General features: G+C 61.5%; 12 protein-coding genes. 4 read left to right on the forward strand and 8 right to left on the reverse strand.

Features of this window, described 5'->3' with window-relative positions; all coding sequences use genetic code 11:
- Positions 1-13: 13 nt before the first annotated feature.
- Together motB and motA are read right to left on the reverse strand one after the other, a co-directional pair.
- Positions 14-1,033: a flagellar motor protein MotB gene (gene motB / locus MF6394_RS20205; protein WP_078467391.1), complete on the reverse strand. Its 1,020-nt coding sequence runs from the start codon at positions 1,031-1,033 to the stop codon at positions 14-16.
- Positions 1,034-1,036: 3 nt separating this feature from the next.
- Positions 1,037-1,888, reverse strand: coding sequence for a flagellar motor stator protein MotA (motA, locus tag MF6394_RS20210; RefSeq protein ID WP_003188041.1), 852 nt, complete (start codon positions 1,886-1,888; stop codon positions 1,037-1,039).
- Between the two features lie 166 nt (positions 1,889-2,054).
- On the opposite strand from motA, the gene MF6394_RS20215 reads away from it, so the two are divergent.
- The 3 genes from MF6394_RS20215 to asd are packed head-to-tail and all read left to right on the forward strand — an operon-like array spanning position 2,055 to position 5,339.
- Positions 2,055-3,590: an HDOD domain-containing protein gene (locus tag MF6394_RS20215; RefSeq protein WP_047712439.1), complete on the forward strand. Its 1,536-nt coding sequence runs from the start codon at positions 2,055-2,057 to the stop codon at positions 3,588-3,590.
- A 57-nt stretch (positions 3,591-3,647) separates the two neighbouring features.
- Positions 3,648-4,463 (forward strand): rhodanese-like domain-containing protein, encoded by an 816-nt coding sequence (locus tag MF6394_RS20220; protein WP_044270973.1) that lies wholly within the window; start codon positions 3,648-3,650, stop codon positions 4,461-4,463.
- A 15-nt stretch (positions 4,464-4,478) separates the two neighbouring features.
- A complete protein-coding gene (gene asd / locus MF6394_RS20225) occupies positions 4,479-5,339 on the forward strand; it encodes an archaetidylserine decarboxylase (protein WP_078467392.1) in 861 nt (286 codons plus the stop codon).
- A 130-nt stretch (positions 5,340-5,469) separates the two neighbouring features.
- Here asd and serB read toward each other — a convergent pair whose 3' ends face one another.
- Positions 5,470-6,684: a phosphoserine phosphatase SerB gene (serB, locus tag MF6394_RS20230; RefSeq protein ID WP_003188034.1), complete on the reverse strand. Its 1,215-nt coding sequence runs from the start codon at positions 6,682-6,684 to the stop codon at positions 5,470-5,472.
- 133 nt (positions 6,685-6,817) lie between these two features.
- On the opposite strand from serB, the gene MF6394_RS20235 reads away from it, so the two are divergent.
- Positions 6,818-8,350, forward strand: coding sequence for a HAMP domain-containing protein (locus MF6394_RS20235; protein WP_044270970.1), 1,533 nt, complete (start codon positions 6,818-6,820; stop codon positions 8,348-8,350).
- Positions 8,351-8,565: 215 nt separating this feature from the next.
- On the opposite strand, the gene MF6394_RS20240 is transcribed toward MF6394_RS20235, so the two are convergent.
- The 5 genes from MF6394_RS20240 to MF6394_RS20260 form a co-directional block, all read right to left on the reverse strand.
- Positions 8,566-9,279: a PqiC family protein gene (locus tag MF6394_RS20240; RefSeq protein ID WP_032873461.1), complete on the reverse strand. Its 714-nt coding sequence runs from the start codon at positions 9,277-9,279 to the stop codon at positions 8,566-8,568.
- A 173-nt stretch (positions 9,280-9,452) separates the two neighbouring features.
- Positions 9,453-11,717 carry a DNA topoisomerase IV subunit A gene (parC, locus tag MF6394_RS20245; protein WP_020301636.1) on the reverse strand — a complete coding sequence of 755 codons (2,265 nt, stop codon included), beginning with the start codon at positions 11,715-11,717 and terminating at the stop codon, positions 9,453-9,455.
- A gap of 70 nt (positions 11,718-11,787) precedes the next feature.
- The gene (locus tag MF6394_RS20250) at positions 11,788-12,783 is read right to left on the reverse strand and encodes an esterase-like activity of phytase family protein (RefSeq protein WP_078467393.1); all 996 of its coding nucleotides are present in this window, start codon (positions 12,781-12,783) and stop codon (positions 11,788-11,790) included.
- Positions 12,783-14,687 carry a DNA topoisomerase IV subunit B gene (parE, locus tag MF6394_RS20255; RefSeq protein WP_003188026.1) on the reverse strand — a complete coding sequence of 635 codons (1,905 nt, stop codon included), beginning with the start codon at positions 14,685-14,687 and terminating at the stop codon, positions 12,783-12,785. Before parE ends, MF6394_RS20250 begins: the two co-directional genes overlap by 1 nt.
- A 46-nt stretch (positions 14,688-14,733) precedes the next feature.
- The gene (locus MF6394_RS20260) at positions 14,734-15,342 is read right to left on the reverse strand and encodes a YqiA/YcfP family alpha/beta fold hydrolase (RefSeq protein ID WP_069557928.1); all 609 of its coding nucleotides are present in this window, start codon (positions 15,340-15,342) and stop codon (positions 14,734-14,736) included.
- Between the last annotated feature and the right edge of the window lie 433 nt (positions 15,343-15,775).

Here is a 15,775-nt window from a genome sequence, read left to right on the forward strand (position 1 = left end):
GCGCATAGATCAATTATGACCCCGGTGCAGGCGCCGTAGGATCCTTGACGCCCCCATCATCAAACAGGTTCAGCTTCTGGCGCAGCTCATGGGCTGGCAACGGTTCCTGCTCCGGCGGTAGCGCGTTCGGGTCGGCCGGCACTTCGCCTGGCGCACCGTCGCCCTGGGTCGGTGCCGGTGGCGGTGGTTGATCGCCCTCAATCGCACGCTGGGCTTTTTTGGTCAGCACCACGATGTCGATACGGCGGTTGACCGGGTTGAACGGGTCTTTGGGATCAAACAGCTGCGAGGAGGCAAAGCCCACCACGCGCGCCACTTGCGGGTCCGGGTAGCTGCCGGCTATCAGCGCACGCCGGGCGGCATTGGCGCGGTTGGCCGAGAGTTCCCAGTTGCCGAAATCGCCCTGGCCCGCGTAGGGCTTGGCGTCGGTATGCCCGCTGATGCTGATCTTGTTCGGCACCGCCTTGATGGTGTCAGCCATGGCCAGCAGGATGTCTTCAAAGTACGGCTTCAAGCGCGCACTGCCAGAGTCGAACATCGGCCGGTTGGCCGCATCGGTAATCTGGATGCGCAGCCCCTCGGGGGTGATCTCGAAGGAAATCTGGTCCTTGAACTTCAGCAACTGTGGGTTTTCTTCAACCTTGTTCTGCAATTCCTGCAGCAACAGTTCCAGGCGCTCCTGTTCGACCTGCTCAGCCATGGACTCGACAGTGTCGCGCTCAATCGGAATTTTTTCCTGGGGCGACTCCGTTTGCACTTCGGGGTTGATGGTGCGCTCTGGCGCCAGTTCCGGCGAGCCGCCCAGGTCAATGACAAACGGCGTGCCGCTTTCCGAAAAGCCAATCGGGTCTTTGAAGTAGCCGGCGATGGCGATCTTCTGTTCTGGCGTAGCGGTGGACATCAGCCACAGCACCAGGAAGAACGCCATCATCGCCGTGGCAAAGTCGGCGAAGGCGATTTTCCAGGCGCCGCCATGGTGCCCCGCAGCGAAGCGCTTGACGCGCTTGATGATGATCGGCTGGTTGTTTTCCATGGCTTAGCGACCGCGAACCGCTTGTTCCAGCTCGGAGAAACTCGGGCGATGTTTCGGGTACAGCACCTTGCGCCCAAACTCCACGGCCAGCGACGGCGGCATGCCCGAGGCCGATGCCACCAGGCACGCCTTGATCGCTTCGTAGAGGTTGATCTCTTCCTTGGCATCGTGGGCCAGGGAAGTGGCGAGCGGGCCGAAGAAACCATAGGCGGCGAGAATACCGAAGAAGGTCCCCACCAGCGCCGCACCTACGTGCATGCCGATGGCCGCCTGATCGCCCTCGCCCAGGGACGCCATGGTCACCACGATACCCAGTACCGCCGCGACAATACCGAAACCGGGCATCCCGTCGGCGATGCCGGTCACGGCGTGGGAAGGATGCTCCAGCTCTTCCTTGAGGCTGAACAGTTCCATGTCGAACAGGCCTTCCAGTTCGTGGGGTGCCATGTTGCCGGAGGACATGATGCGCAGGTAATCACAGATATACGCGGTCATGCGCTCGTCTTTGAGCACGGCCGGGTACTTGGCAAAAATCGGGCTGGCTGCGGCGTCTTCGATATCACCCTCGATCGCCATCATGCCTTCGCGGCGGCTCTTGTTGAGGATCTCGTAGATCAGCCCCAGCACTTCCAGATAAAACGTGTGGGAGAAGCGCGAGCTGAACATGCCCAGGGACTTCTTGACCACGTGCATGGTCATATAGCCTGGGTTGGCCTGCAAAAATGCGCCGAACGCGGCACCGCCAATAATCAGCACTTCGAAAGGCTGGATCAGTGCGGCGATTTTACCGTGGGAGAGGACGTACCCTCCGAGCACACTTGCGATGACGACAATGATGCCGATAATTTTAGCCATAGGAGAGGGGTACTTGCGCCGTCGGGTTCATGGACATAGGGGGTGTTGCACAAAACTCTTGTTCTACTTATCGGCAAAACTGCGCCAGACTATAGCCCGTTAAGGCGAAAAGCCAATTCGGCCCGTTCCGGGCGTGTAGAACGCAAGTGATGATCGCGCCCCAATCATGGCAATTGAAACGACAGTCCCAACGAACCGCCCCACCACCCTCGCCGCTTGGATCAAGTGCCTGGACGACGTGCTGCTGCCCGTGCCCCAGGCCAGTCATGAGCGCGTATGCAAAGCCATTCGCGATAGCCGCAGTTCATTGCGAGATATTGCGGAGCTGATGCACAACAGCCCGGCCCTGGTGTTGAGTGTGATGCGCGAAGCCAACAGCCAAGCCCACGGCAGCCTGGCCGAACCTGCGGAAAACCTTGAAGTCGCGCTTAACCGCCTGGGCCTCAAACGTGCCGAGGAGTTGTTGGCGCGCCTGCCTTCGGTACCCGTCCGGGAAATTCCCGTGGCCTTGCGTCAACTGTTGCTGATCAGCCAGCACGCATCCCAGCAAGCCAACGGTTTGTTCGGCAGTCGCCTGGCGCGACTGTGGCAGGACATCCACTGGGGCAGCCTGCTGTTTCTGTCGCCGCTGTGGCCGATGGCCGTCGCCTACCCCAAGCTTTTGGAAGAATGGGAATTGCGGGTGATCCATAAAGGCCAATCGGCGCGCCAGGTCGAGCAACAGCTGTTCGGCGTGCGCTTGCTCGACCTGTGCCTGGGCCTGACCGAAGCCTGGCACCTGCCGATCTGGGTTTCACAGGGCTACAAGTTGCTGCTGGCCGAGCAACGCCTGCTGGTCAAGGCGCTGCACATTGCCCGTCAAGACGATGCCCTGCGCCACCAGCAATTGCTCGATGCCGAGCCCAACCTGCGGCGCTGGCTGAACCAGCCGGCCAACACCGTGTTGCTGGCCAATGGCCTGGCGATGTCGGCCCAGGAATCCTGGACCTGCCCGCACACCGAGCGCTGGCAATACCTGACGGCGCTGTACCTGCAAACGCCATTGAGCGATGTGCAACAGCAAGCCCACCAGCAAGCGGTGACCAGCGCGCGCACCACCTTGATGCCCGACCTCTGGCACCCCGCGCTGTCGCTGATCTGGCCGTGGCATGTGCAGAAGGTCCATCGCGGCTTGTTGCCTGCACCGCCTCCGACTGCCGAAGCCTTGGCCGTGTGGCGCACGCGTTGCACCGAGTTGCTGGTGGAACCGAGCCGCTTTGCCAACGCCATGCACCTGACCACTTGCGCCAAGGAAGCCCTGGTGGCCAGTGGCATGCAGCGGGTACTGATATTCATGGCCGATCGCGCCTTGAGCACCTTGCGTGTGCACCAGGCCGACGGCCTGCCCAAGGACGCGGCTCACCTGAGCCTGGATGTGGTCAACAGCACGTTGCTGCAACGCCTGCTGGAAAAGTCCGCCCAGGTACGCCTGAACCCCGACAACCATGCGCAGTTTTCCGCCTTGCTGCCACCGATCCTGCGTCGCCTGTTTGTCGGCGAGCACCTGCTGTTGCGCTCACTGAGCTGCAACGGCCGGGTGGTCATGCTGATCGTGGCGGACCAGGGCGGCGGGCCGTTCTCGGAAACCACCGTGCAAGCGTTCGGCAAAACCGCCCAATGCATCGAGAAAGCCCTGCACAGCTTTACCAACCGCAGCGCCTGATGCTTGCGCTACAATCACCGGCCTTTATCGCCAACATTTGTGCCCAGGAGACCTCGCATGCCTGACTTCTCTGGCTTGCCGCTGGTGATCGAATCCGCCGACCTGTCGAGTCGCCTCGATTCCAAGCACTTGATACTGGTGGACCTCACCAGTGCTGCCCGCTACGCCGAAGGGCATATCCCCGGCGCGCATTTCGTTGACCCCAAGCGCACCCAACTGGGCCAGCCGCCCGCACCCGGCCTGCTGCCGAGCAAGGCCGACCTGGAAAAACTGTTCGGTGAACTGGGCCACACCCCGGACGCCACCTATGTGGTCTATGACGACGAAGGCGGCGGTTGGGCCGGGCGCTTTATCTGGATGCTCGACGTGATCGGCCACCAGAAATATCACTACCTCGACGGTGGCCTGCTGGTATGGCTGGATGAAGGTCACGCGCTTTCCACCGATGTGCCCCCAGCAGCCGGCGGCCCGGTCAGCCTTACGCTGCACGACGGCCCTACCGCCACCCGTGAATACCTGCAAAGCCGTCTCGGCGCGGCCGACCTGGGGATCTGGGACGCTCGTGGCCCGCTGGAGTATTCCGGCGAGAAAGTGCTCGCAGCCAAGGGCGGCCACATTCCCGGCGCGGTGAACTTCGAATGGACCGCCGGCATGGACAAGGCACGCAACCTGCGTATCCGCCGTGACATGCCGCAGATCCTCGAAGACCTCGGGCTGACCAAAGACAAAGAAATCATCACCCACTGCCAGACTCACCACCGCTCTGGCTTCACCTACCTGGTGGCCAAGGCGCTCGGTTATCCGCGAGTCAAAGGTTATGCCGGTTCCTGGGGCGAATGGGGCAACCACCCCGACACCCCCGTTGAGATTTAAGGTTTAAGGACAGTTATGAAAAAGCAGTTGTTTATCCTCAGCCAGTACTTGCTGCCGCATCACTTGCTGTCGCGCCTGGCCGGCTGTATCGCCGAGTGCCGCGTGCGCTGGTTCAAAAACGCCTTCACTGCCTGGTTCGCCAAGCGCTACCAGGTGGACATGTCCCAGGCCCTGGTGGAAGACCTGAGCGCCTACGAGCACTTCAACGCCTTCTTCACCCGCGCGTTGAAAGACGGCGCCCGCCCGTTGGAACCAACCCCAGGCGCAGTCCTGAGCCCTGCCGATGGCGCGGTCAGCCAACTGGGCCCGATCGAACATGGCCGCATCTTCCAGGCCAAAGGCCACAGCTTCAGCGTGCTGGAACTGCTCGGTGGCGATGCGGCAATGGCTGCGCCGTTCATGGGCGGCGAGTTCGCAACTATTTACCTGTCGCCCAAGGACTACCACCGGGTGCACATGCCATTGGCCGGTACCCTGCGCGAGATGGTGTATGTGCCAGGGCGAATTTTCTCGGTCAACCAGACCACCGCCGAAAACGTGCCGGAGTTGTTCGCCCGTAACGAGCGCGCTGTCTGCTTGTTCGACACCGAACGCGGCCCGATGGCCGTGGTGTTGGTGGGTGCGATGATCGTCGCGTCGATTGAAACCGTGTGGGCCGGCTTGGTGACGCCGCCCAAGCGCGAGCTGAAAACCTTCCGCTACGACGAAGCGGCTCGCGCGCCGATTCATCTGGAAAAAGGTGCGGAACTGGGTCGTTTCAAACTGGGATCGACCGCCATCGTGCTGTTCGGGCCGGACCAGGTGAAGTGGGCTGAAGAACTGGCAGCGGGTACGCCGGTGCAGATGGGCCAGGGTATCGCCTTGCCTAAAGCCTGATCGACACAACCCCTGTAGGAGCGAGCTTGCTCGCGAAGCACTCAAGAGCACCGCGGGCATCCAGAATGCCTGGGTAATCGTTGACGATTTTCGCGAGCAAGCTCGCTCCTACAGGGGGTTGAGTGGCGCCCTAGAGCTGACCGTCGCGGTCACGCAAGCCCAGCAGGTACAGCACGCCATCCAACCCCAAGGTCGAAATCGCCTGCTTGGCCGATTGCTTGACCAACGGCTTGGCACGGAACGCCACGCCCAACCCGGCAATCGCCAGCATCGGCAAGTCATTGGCGCCGTCGCCGACCGCAATGGTCTGCTCCAGACGTAAGCCTTCCTTGTGCGCCAATTCCTTGAGCAGGTCGGCCTTGCGTTGCGCGTCGACAATCGGCTCCACCGCCACGCCAGTCACTTTGCCATCCACCACTTCCAGCTCGTTGGCGAATACATAGTCAATGCCCAGCTTGGCCTGCAACTGCTTGGCGAAATAAGTGAAGCCGCCGGACAGGATGGCGGTCTTGTAGCCCAGGCGCTTGAGTTCGGCGAACAGGGTTTCGGCGCCTTCAGTCAGGCGCAGCGACGCGCCGATCGAATCCAGCACGCCCACGTCCAGGCCCTTGAGCAACGCCAGACGTTCCTTGAAGCTGGCACGAAAATCCAGCTCGCCGGCCATCGCCCGCTCAGTAATCTCAGACACTTGCTCGCCCACACCGGCCGCCTTGGCCAGCTCGTCGATGACCTCGGCTTCGATCAAGGTGGAGTCCATGTCGAACACCGCCAGGCGGCGGTTGCGACGGAACAGGGAGTCTTCCTGGAAGGCGATATCGACATTCAGTTCCTGGGCCACGCTCAGGAAGTCGGCGCGCAGCGCTTGCGCGTCAGCCGGTTCGCCGCGTACGGAGAACTCGATGCAGCCCTTGCCCTTGTCGGCCGGAGTGTCTAATGGCATGCGACCCGACAGACGGTCGATATGGTCGATATTCAATCCGTACTGCGCGGTAATGGAGCTGACGCGCTGCAACTGTTCAGCCGTTACCTTGCGGGTCAACAGGGTGACGATATGGCGCTTTTTGCCCTGGCCTTCGACCCAGTGTTGGTAATCGGCTTCGGACACCGGGGTGAAACGTACCTGTTGATCGAGCTTATACGCCGTAAACAGGATGTCCTTGAGTACCGAGGAGGCCTGTTCGGTGCTGGGGATTTCCACCAGGATGCCGAACGACAAGGTGTCGTGGATCACCGCCTGGCCGATGTCGAGAATGTTCACACCACCCTGGGCCAGGACGCCGGTAATGGCTGCGGTGAGACCCGGTCGGTCTTCACCCGTGATGTTGATCAGGACAATTTCGCGCAAAGCGCACCCCCAGGCTGGAAAAAAACCGCATTCTACCCACTTTCAGTGACCATCGGGCACAGCCAGCGCTTTGCCGGCCATGGGCCTGTCGCTATACTGCGCGTCAACTTCACGGACCAAGAGCCGAGCGCAAGTGAACCGGCCCACGCCAGTAAAAACCGATAACTTCTTCCTGCTGATCTTCCGGGCACTGCGCCATCGCCGTGTACCGATTGCATTGCGCATCGCCAGCCATAACGTGATCCTGGTCGCTCTGGCCCTGGTGATCTACGCCTGCGTGATGGGTTTGCAGTTCAAGCAGGCCATGCACGAGCAGGCTGATGCCCTGGGCGCGAGCCTGACAACCCAGACCGCCACTTCGGCGACTGAGTTGCTGGTGTCCAACGACATCCTCAGCCTCAACGTGCTGCTCAACAACCTGACCAAGAACCCGCTGGTGGCCCACGCCGCTATCTATAGCGTGGACAACCGGATCATGGCCGAGGCCGGACAGCGCCCGAAAAACGGCCTGCTCGGTGAGGCCGAAGGCCTGTACCAGAGCAATATTACGTTCCAGGACGTGAAGGCCGGCCAACTGCGTATCAGCCTTGATATGCAACAGTTCCAGCAGCCGATGACCATCAGCCTGCAGAGCATGGGCATCCTGAGCGCGATCCTGCTGGCTTTGGCCCTGGCCTTGAGCCTGCGCCTGGGCCGGCATATCTCCACGCCGTTGATGCAACTGCGCATCTGGCTGCGGGATATCGACGAACACACCCCGGCTACCGATCGCCAGGACGAAATCGGCGACCTCGCGCGCCAGCTCCACGCCAGCTTTGCCCCGGAGCCCAAAGCGCCTGAAGTCGAGCCCGAGCCTGAGTACGACGACGCCGAGGACTACACCGACGAGCCTGAGTTTGAAGTGCGCGACCTGCGCGACCCAGGCTTCGACGACAGCGCCCCGGTGGCCGGCCTCAAGCCTGCACCGCGCCATGTGATCAAGGCCGAGGAAGACGAGCTGGACGACGAAGACCCGTTCGCCGACCTGCGCGACACCTCGGCAGCCGCCCCGGTCGCCGCACCGAAACCGGTTGTGGTCAAGAACGCCGAGCCGCAGCACAGCGCCGTACTCGCCGTGCAACTGGGTGCCCAGGAGCAACTGCGCCGCCTGCCCCGTGCCCGTCTGACCGAACTGCTCGAACGCTACCGCGACTGCCTCGACCAGGCTGCTTCGCTCTATCAGAGCGAACTGCATACCCTGAACGATGGCAGCACGCTGATGCTGTTCCACAGCGAAGACAGCGGCGAAGACTACCTGACCAACGCCATCTGCTGCGGCGAGCTGTTGCGCGCGCTGGGCCACGCCCTGCAGATCGAAGTGGCCGACAGCGGCATTACCCTGCAACTGCAGTTGGGCCTAACCGTGGGTGACGACCTGTTTGGCATGAGCCAGATCGACCTGCTGCTCACTGAAATCGCCCAGGATGCCCTGGCCCTGTCCCAGCACAGCCGCAACCTGTTGCTGGTGGAGCGCAAGATCAGCGAAGACACACTGATCCGCCAACGCGCACGTATCCGCCCGATTGCCAGCCCTGAGGGGGCCAGCTGTGTGGAGCGGTTGATGGAGCCGTATCCGTCGATGCTGGAACGGCAGTTGGCGCGGATGCATGAGACCCGTAAGCCCTGAGGCATAGCGTTATACCTACTGTGGAGCTGGGCTTATGTGGGAGCGGGCTTGCTCGCGAAAGCGGCGTGTCAGTCAGCTGATGTGCCCCTGACACACCTCATTCGCGAGCAAGCCCGCTCCTACACAAGCTCGCTCCTACATTTGGTTTGTGGTATTCGCAGCCCAATAAAAAGGCCCGCTTATTCAGCGGGCCTTTTGTTTGTGCGCGATTCAGATCAGAACCTGAACACTTCCAAGTCCGTGCGAATCGGCGTGGCCATCGGCATCTTCGGTTTTTCCGGGGCCGCAGGCTTGGCCTGGGCCGGGGCTTGCTTACGCGGCTGCGCTTCGGCAATCGGCGGCTGGTTGGCCAATGGCTTGAGCGCCACCGACAACTGCTGAGCCAAATGCTGCAACAGCACACCCTGGGCCTGGACCTGGGACGCGGTGGTGCCTGCATGTTCTTCCTGCAGGTGCACAATGCGGTTGTCCCGCACTTGCCCGCGACGGTCGATCAGGCGCCACTGTGCATCCAGGATCGCCGGTTGCGACTTGCCGGAGTCCAGCCGCGTGATGGTCAGCAATACCTGTACATCCGGGGTGAACCCGGAGGGTCCCGGTGCCAAGACCACACGCTGGCTGTCCAGCTGGCCGGCGACCTGACGCAACATCAACTGATTGATATCCGACGACAGGCTACCGGCCCAACGACCATCTGTGGAACCTTGCAGGCTGCCGTCGTTCTGACGTTGAAGCAGGGTTTCGCGTTGCAGGTAGTCGGCAACGACTACCGGCCCCAGCAATACTGCCATGCCAGCGGTTTGAGCTGGCTGAGCCGGACTTCCGCTGTCCAGCTGGTACAGCGACACCGGTTGGTGTGTGCTGCAACCCGCCAACCCCAAAAGGCCAGCGAGCATCAAAAATAGAGGAAGGCGTGGAGCAGTCATCATCCCATCCAAGTGGCTGCCACAAGGCGAACCACAATGTAATACTAAAAATAACCTGAACACGCTCGGCCACGCCGGCGCTGGAAAGGCCATATCATCCGTGAATATGCGCCATGACTCCAGCGCGAAAGCATCGATCTACGCGTTAAATCGTAGATCGAGGCCTCTAGTACCGCTTAAACCGGCGTTTCGACCAGCAAGGCATCCACTCGCTGGAAGCCTCGTGGCAGTTTGTTACCTCGCCGGCCACGCTCACCCTTGTAGTGTTCAAGGTCGTCAGGGCGCAATGACAACGTGCGCTTGCCGGCCTGGAGTACCAGGGTAGAGCCTTCCGGGACCACGGCGATATCAGTCACATACTCCTCGCGACTGGCCACCCGGTCACCGGGAATCCCGATAATCTTGTTGCCCTTGCCCTTGCCCAACTGCGGCAAGTCGCTGATCTTGAACACCAGCAGACGCCCTTCAGTGGTCACCGACGCCAGCCAGTTGCTTTCACGATCTTCCACCGGCCTTGGCAGAATCACCTTGGCGTTGTTCGGCAAGCTCAACAGCGCCTTGCCTGCCTTGTTCTTGGCCTGCAGGTCTTCACCCTTGACCACGAAACCGTAACCGGCATCGGAAGCGATGACATACAGCGAATCATCGTCCGGCAGCAGTACGCACTCGAAATTCGCCCCCGGTGGCGGCGTGAGGCGCCCGGTCAACGGCTCGCCCTGCCCCCGTGCAGATGGCAGGGTATGGGCCGGCACCGAATAACTGCGCCCGGTCGAGTCGATAAACACCGCGAACTGATTGGAACGCCCGGCGGCAGCGGTCTTGAAACCATCACCGGCTTTGTACGAAAGGCCGGTGGCGTCAATATCATGCCCTTTGGCGGAGCGAACCCAACCCTTTTCCGACAGAACGACGGTAATTTTCTCGTTGGGCAACAGCTCGGTTTCGGTCAGAGCTTTCGCTTCAGCGCGCTCGACGATAGGCGAGCGACGGTCATCGCCATAGGTTTCGGCATCTTTGATCAGTTCGCTGCGCACCAGCTTCTTGAGCTTGGCTTCGCTGCCCAGCAAGGCTTGCAGCTTGGCTTGTTCCTTGAGCAGCGCATCCTGCTCGTCGCGCAGCTTCATTTCTTCCAAGCGTGCCAACTGGCGCAAGCGGGTGTCGAGGATGTAGTCCGCCTGGATTTCGCTCAGCTCGAAACGCGCGATCAGCTCGGCCTTCGGGTGCTCGGCGGTACGGATGATATGGATCACTTCATCCAGGTTGAGGTAGGCGATCAGCAAGCCGTCCAACAGGTGCAAGCGGCGCTCAACCTTGTCGAGGCGGAATTGCAGGCGGCGGCGCACGGTCTGTACGCGGAACTCCAGCCATTCCACCAGCAGATTGCGCAGGTTCTTGAGCTGCGGCTTACCGTCCAGGCCGATGATGTTGACGTTGACCCGGTAGCTGGACTCCAGGTCGGTGCTGGCAAACAAGTGCTGCATCAGCACTTCATGATCCACCCGGCTGTTGGTCGGGATGATCACGATGCGGCACGGGTTCTCGTGGTCGGACTCGTCACGCAGGTCGGCCACTTGCGGCAATTTCGACGGCTTGGCCTGCATCAACGCGGCGATCTGCTCCAGCACCTTGGCACCTGATACCTGGTGCGGCAGCGCGGTCACAATAATGTCGCCGTCTTCGATGTGGTACACGGCGCGCATACGCACCGAGCCCTTGCCGGTTTCGTACATCTTCAGCAGGTCGGCGCGCGGCGTGATGATTTCTGCTTCGGTCGGGTAATCCGGGCCCTGGATATGCTCGCAGAGCTGCTCGACCGTAGCCTTGGGCTCATCGAGCAAGCGCACGCAGGCGGTGGCGACTTCGCGCAGGTTGTGCGGCGGCACGTCGGTGGCCATGCCGACTGCAATACCGGTGGTGCCATTGAGCAGGATGTTCGGCAAACGCGCCGGCAACACCAGGGGTTCGTCGAGGGTGCCGTCAAAGTTCGGCCCCCAGTCGGCCGTGCCCTGGCCCAGCTCGCTGAGCAGCACTTCGGAATAACGCGACAGCCGCGCCTCGGTGTAACGCATGGCGGCAAAGGATTTGGGGTCATCCGGTGCACCCCAGTTACCCTGGCCGTCCACCAGGGTATAGCGGTAGCTGAACGGCTGGGCCATCAACACCATGGCTTCATAGCACGCCGAATCGCCGTGGGGGTGAAATTTACCCAGCACGTCACCGACGGTACGCGCCGACTTCTTGTGCTTGGAATCGGCGTCCAGGCCCAACTCACTCATGGCGTAGATGATGCGCCGTTGCACGGGCTTCAGGCCGTCGCCGATATGCGGCAAGGCACGGTCCATGATCACGTACATGGAGTAGTTGAGGTAGGCATTTTCGGTGAATTCAGCCAGCGACCGGCGTTCTACGCCATCTAAACTGTCTGCGAGGATGTCACTCATGCGGGCCTCATCATGGGGTAAGGCGCAGTGGAACTGCCGCTGCGCTGATTCAATTCAAAAAAATCTCGATTCATGGCTGGGCACTCCAGCCGCCGTCCGGGGCGGCGAAACGATAGACCATCGGACGCTTTTCACCATCGGCACGCGGGCCGAAATTGTTATCGATGCCGACCCAGGCACCGTCGGCATCCACCAACAGGGCTTCAGCCAGGCCATACGACTGTGGGTAACGTCGCTGCGGTGTCAGGGCTTCGTCGGCAAACGACCAGCACAGCTCAACCTTGGCCGTGAGCGGGTCGCGTCGGCAGATCTGGAACGCATTGCGCTCCAGGGTAAACAGCTTGCCGTTGAACAGCGACAAGTCGGCAAAGTCCTTGGACACGGCCTTGGCGTTGGGGAACTGCGCCGGCTGCACTTCCTGGCCGGCCTCGCTCAACAATACACAACGGCCATCGCAATCCCATACGCTCTGCCCACGCTTGATCGAGACCAGGCCACGACGTTCGCGCTCGGCAGCCAGCCAGATCTGATTGCCTTCCGGGTTTACCGCCAGGCCTTCGAACAAAGCATTAAAGTGCAGCAACATGCCACTGGCTCTGGCTTCGCGCACCATCCCCGGCGCGATTTTCAACCATTCGGGCGCGCCCGCCGCCGGCACCTGCAGCACCGCGGCATGGGCTTCGCTGACAATGTAGCGATTGCCTGCGGCATCACAGCTGATGCCTTCAAAGTCCAGGTCACCGCCGCGTATGAACGAAGCGGCCTTGGTACGCGAACGCAAGCCCCAAGGCAGGCCGGACTCAGGCACGGGCGGCACGTCGATCTTTATTGCCTCGGCGCTCCAGGTCGGCGCACGGGTATCCAGGCGGTAGATCTGGTCGTCATCGCGGTCCGAAACCGTCCACAGCTCGTTGCCACACAACGCCAGGCCCGACAGGTTCCCACCGCGCATGCCGTCCACCGGATGTTCCGAGACCAGCTTGAGCTCTGCCACGCTGGCGGCAGCCACCTGGGCGACCGCCAACCCACTCAACATCAGGATCGCCAGGGCGACGCCTGTGCGCATCAGCCCAGCACCTCGGCCAGGTTGCCTTTGGATTCCAGCCAGGTCTTGCGGTCGCCGGCGCGTTTCTTCGCCAGCAGCATGTCCATCATTTCCGAGGTGGCGGCGAAGTCTTCCAGGGTCAACTGCACCAGGCGCCGGGTGTTCGGGTCCATGGTGGTTTCGCGCAGTTGCGGCGGGTTCATTTCACCCAGGCCCTTGAATCGCGTGACCTGTGGCTTGCCGCGTTTCTTCTCGGCCACCAGGCGGTCGAGGATGCCATCGCGCTCGGCTTCGTCCAGGGCGTAGAAAATTTCCTTGCCCAGGTCGATGCGGTACAGCGGCGGCATGGCGACGTAGACGTGACCGGCATCCACCAACGGGCGGAAATGCTGGACGAACAACGCGCACAGCAAGGTAGCAATGTGCAGGCCGTCGGAGTCGGCGTCGGCGAGGATACAGATCTTGCCGTAGCGCAACTGGCTCATGTCCGCCGCGCCTGGGTCTACCCCGATGGCCACGGCAATGTTGTGTACTTCCTGACTGGCGAGCACTTCGCTGCCATCGACTTCCCAGGTGTTGAGGATCTTGCCGCGCAACGGCAGGATCGCCTGGAATTCCTTGTCCCGCGCTTGTTTGGCGGAACCGCCGGCGGAGTCACCCTCCACCAGGAACAGCTCGGAACGCATCGGGTCTTGCCCGGCGCAATCGGCCAGTTTGCCGGGCAATGCCGGGCCCTGGGTGATGCGCTTGCGCTCGACCTTCTTGCTGGCTTTCAAGCGACGGCCGGCGTTGTTGATCGCCAGCTCCGCCAGGGCCAGGCCCAGCTCTGGATGCTCGTTGAGCCACAGGCTGAAGGCGTCCTTGACCACACCCGAGACAAACGCCGCCGCCTCGCGGGACGACAGGCGCTCTTTGGTCTGGCCGGAAAATTGCGGTTCCTGCATCTTCATCGACAGCACGAACGCGATGCGCTCCCACACGTCTTCCGGCGCCAGCTTCACGCCGCGCGGCAACAGGCTGCGGTATTCGCAGAATTCACGCATGGCATCCAGCAAGCCTTGGCGCAAACCGTTGACATGGGTGCCGCCCTGGGCCGTGGGGATCAGGTTGACGTAGCTTTCCTGCACGCTGTCGCCACCTTCGGGCAACCACAGCAGCGCCCAGTCCACCGCTTCTTTATTACCCGACAGGCTGCCGCAGAACGGCTCGTTGGGCAGGCGTTCGAAGTCGCTGACCGAATCTTCCAGGTAAGAGCGCAGGCCGTCTTCGTAGTGCCACTCGACCTTCTCGCCGGTGCCTTTGTCTTCAAAGCTGACCAGCAGCCCCGGGCACAACACAGCCTTGGCCTTGAGCACGTGCTTGAGGCGACTGATGGAGAATTTGGGCGAATCGAAATACTTGGGGTCCGGCGCAAAGTACACGCTGGTGCCGGTGTTGCGCTTGCCCACGGTGCCGATCACTTCCAGGTCGGTGGCTTTGTAGCCATCGGCGAAGGTCATCTGGTACTCGTTGCCGTCGCGCTTGACCTTGACCCGCACCAGGGTCGACAGCGCGTTGACCACAGAAATACCCACGCCGTGCAAACCGCCGGAGAACTGGTAGTTCTTGTTGGAGAACTTGCCGCCGGCATGCAGCTTGGTAAGGATCAGCTCGACGCCCGGCACACCCTCTTCGGGGTGAATGTCCACCGGCATCCCACGACCGTCGTCGGACACTTCCAGGGAATGGTCGGCGTGAAGGATGACTTGCACCGACTTGGCGTGCCCGGCCAAGGCTTCGTCGACGCTGTTGTCGATGACTTCCTGGGCAAGGTGGTTCGGCCGACTGGTGTCGGTGTACATGCCGGGGCGTTTGCGCACCGGGTCGAGGCCCGAGAGGACTTCGATGGCGTCGGCGTTATAAGAGCTAGCGCTGGGAGTGGCCATGGGGTCTCGTCGTGAGTCGTTCGATTAAAAAGTGACCTGCGATTTTCTACAGTGACGAAAAATCGAAGGATTGAAACTGATCTGCGCCAATACCGGCAAAGCACAACAGTGCCGGCAATTGCTGGGCGAACCCCTGGTAACCATGGTCGCCACCGGCCTGGATGCGCAAGGCACAGGCCCGGTAATACTGTTGGGCCAGGCGATAATCCAGCGTTTCGTCCCCGGTCTGCAACCACACCTGATAACGCCCGGCATCCTGGGGCGCCGGTACTTCCAGCTCGGCCAGCGCCGTGACGTGGTCCTGTGTCAATTCCCAGGTCTCATCGGTGTAGAGGTTCTTCTGGGTGCCCAGGTAACCGTCAAACATCCGATGGGGGCTGACCGCCGGGTTGACCAGCAGCGCCTTGAGGCCATGGCGTTCGGCAAGATGGGTTGCATAGTAGCCGCCGAGTGAGCTGCCGACCAGCAGTGGCCGGTCCAGTTGCGCAATCGCTTGCTCCAATTGAAGAATTGCCTGACGAGGGTGGTGATGCAGCGCCGGCACACGCAACTGGTCGGACAGGCCAAGGGCATCCATCACAGTGGTCAACTGGCTGGCCTTGTTGGAAGCCGGCGCACTGTTGAAACCGTGGATATACAGGATCGAAGCGGACATGCCGGGCTCTCCGTGCTGGGGCCAAAGAGGCGCAGTTTACAGGGAATGCAGGCAGAAGCGGACCCATTGTGGGAGCTGGCTTGCCTGCGATCACCATAGGTATCTACATAACTTTGTGGGCTGTAGCCGCAGACGGTAACCACGATGCGAAGCGAGCCGCTTTTGCTCTTGATCTGCTTTTGATCTTGATCTTAGGCGCCCCGTCAAACCACGCTGGCCGGAATTCGACAGTGATTTGGGGGGTAAACCGGCAGGGATGCCGGTTTAGCCGCCCCGCGCCATGGATGGCGCGTGGCGGCGGCCCCCCAAATCACTGGCGGATTACGGGCACACCGAGCCTAAGCGAGGTGCCGAGTGGTGGGGCAAGAGCCCTTTTGGTTACTTTTGGGGCTCTTTTCCAAAAGTGACCCGCTGTCAGAGCGGAACCCTAAGC

Origin of the sequence: Pseudomonas sp. MF6394, assembly GCF_002018845.1 — a bacterium.
Taxonomy (GTDB): Bacteria; Pseudomonadota; Gammaproteobacteria; order Pseudomonadales; family Pseudomonadaceae; genus Aquipseudomonas; species Aquipseudomonas lactis.

Bases quoted from the DNA above. Each gene is read 5' to 3' on its own strand.
- motA (WP_003188041.1), bottom strand. From the start codon at position 1,888: ATGGCTAAAATTATCGGCATCATTGTCGTCATCGCAAGTGTGCTCGGA.
- parC (WP_020301636.1), bottom strand. From the start codon at position 11,717: ATGAGTGACATCCTCGCAGACAGTTTAGATGGCGTAGAACGCCGGTCG.
- MF6394_RS20260 (WP_069557928.1), bottom strand. From the start codon at position 15,342: ATGTCCGCTTCGATCCTGTATATCCACGGTTTCAACAGTGCGCCGGCT.
- MF6394_RS20215 (WP_047712439.1), top strand. From the start codon at position 2,055: ATGGCAATTGAAACGACAGTCCCAACGAACCGCCCCACCACCCTCGCC.
- parE (WP_003188026.1), bottom strand. From the start codon at position 14,687: ATGGCCACTCCCAGCGCTAGCTCTTATAACGCCGACGCCATCGAAGTC.
- motB (WP_078467391.1), bottom strand. From the start codon at position 1,033: ATGGAAAACAACCAGCCGATCATCATCAAGCGCGTCAAGCGCTTCGCT.
- MF6394_RS20240 (WP_032873461.1), bottom strand. From the start codon at position 9,279: ATGATGACTGCTCCACGCCTTCCTCTATTTTTGATGCTCGCTGGCCTT.
- MF6394_RS20250 (WP_078467393.1), bottom strand. From the start codon at position 12,783: ATGCGCACAGGCGTCGCCCTGGCGATCCTGATGTTGAGTGGGTTGGCG.
- asd (WP_078467392.1), top strand. From the start codon at position 4,479: ATGAAAAAGCAGTTGTTTATCCTCAGCCAGTACTTGCTGCCGCATCAC.
- MF6394_RS20220 (WP_044270973.1), top strand. From the start codon at position 3,648: ATGCCTGACTTCTCTGGCTTGCCGCTGGTGATCGAATCCGCCGACCTG.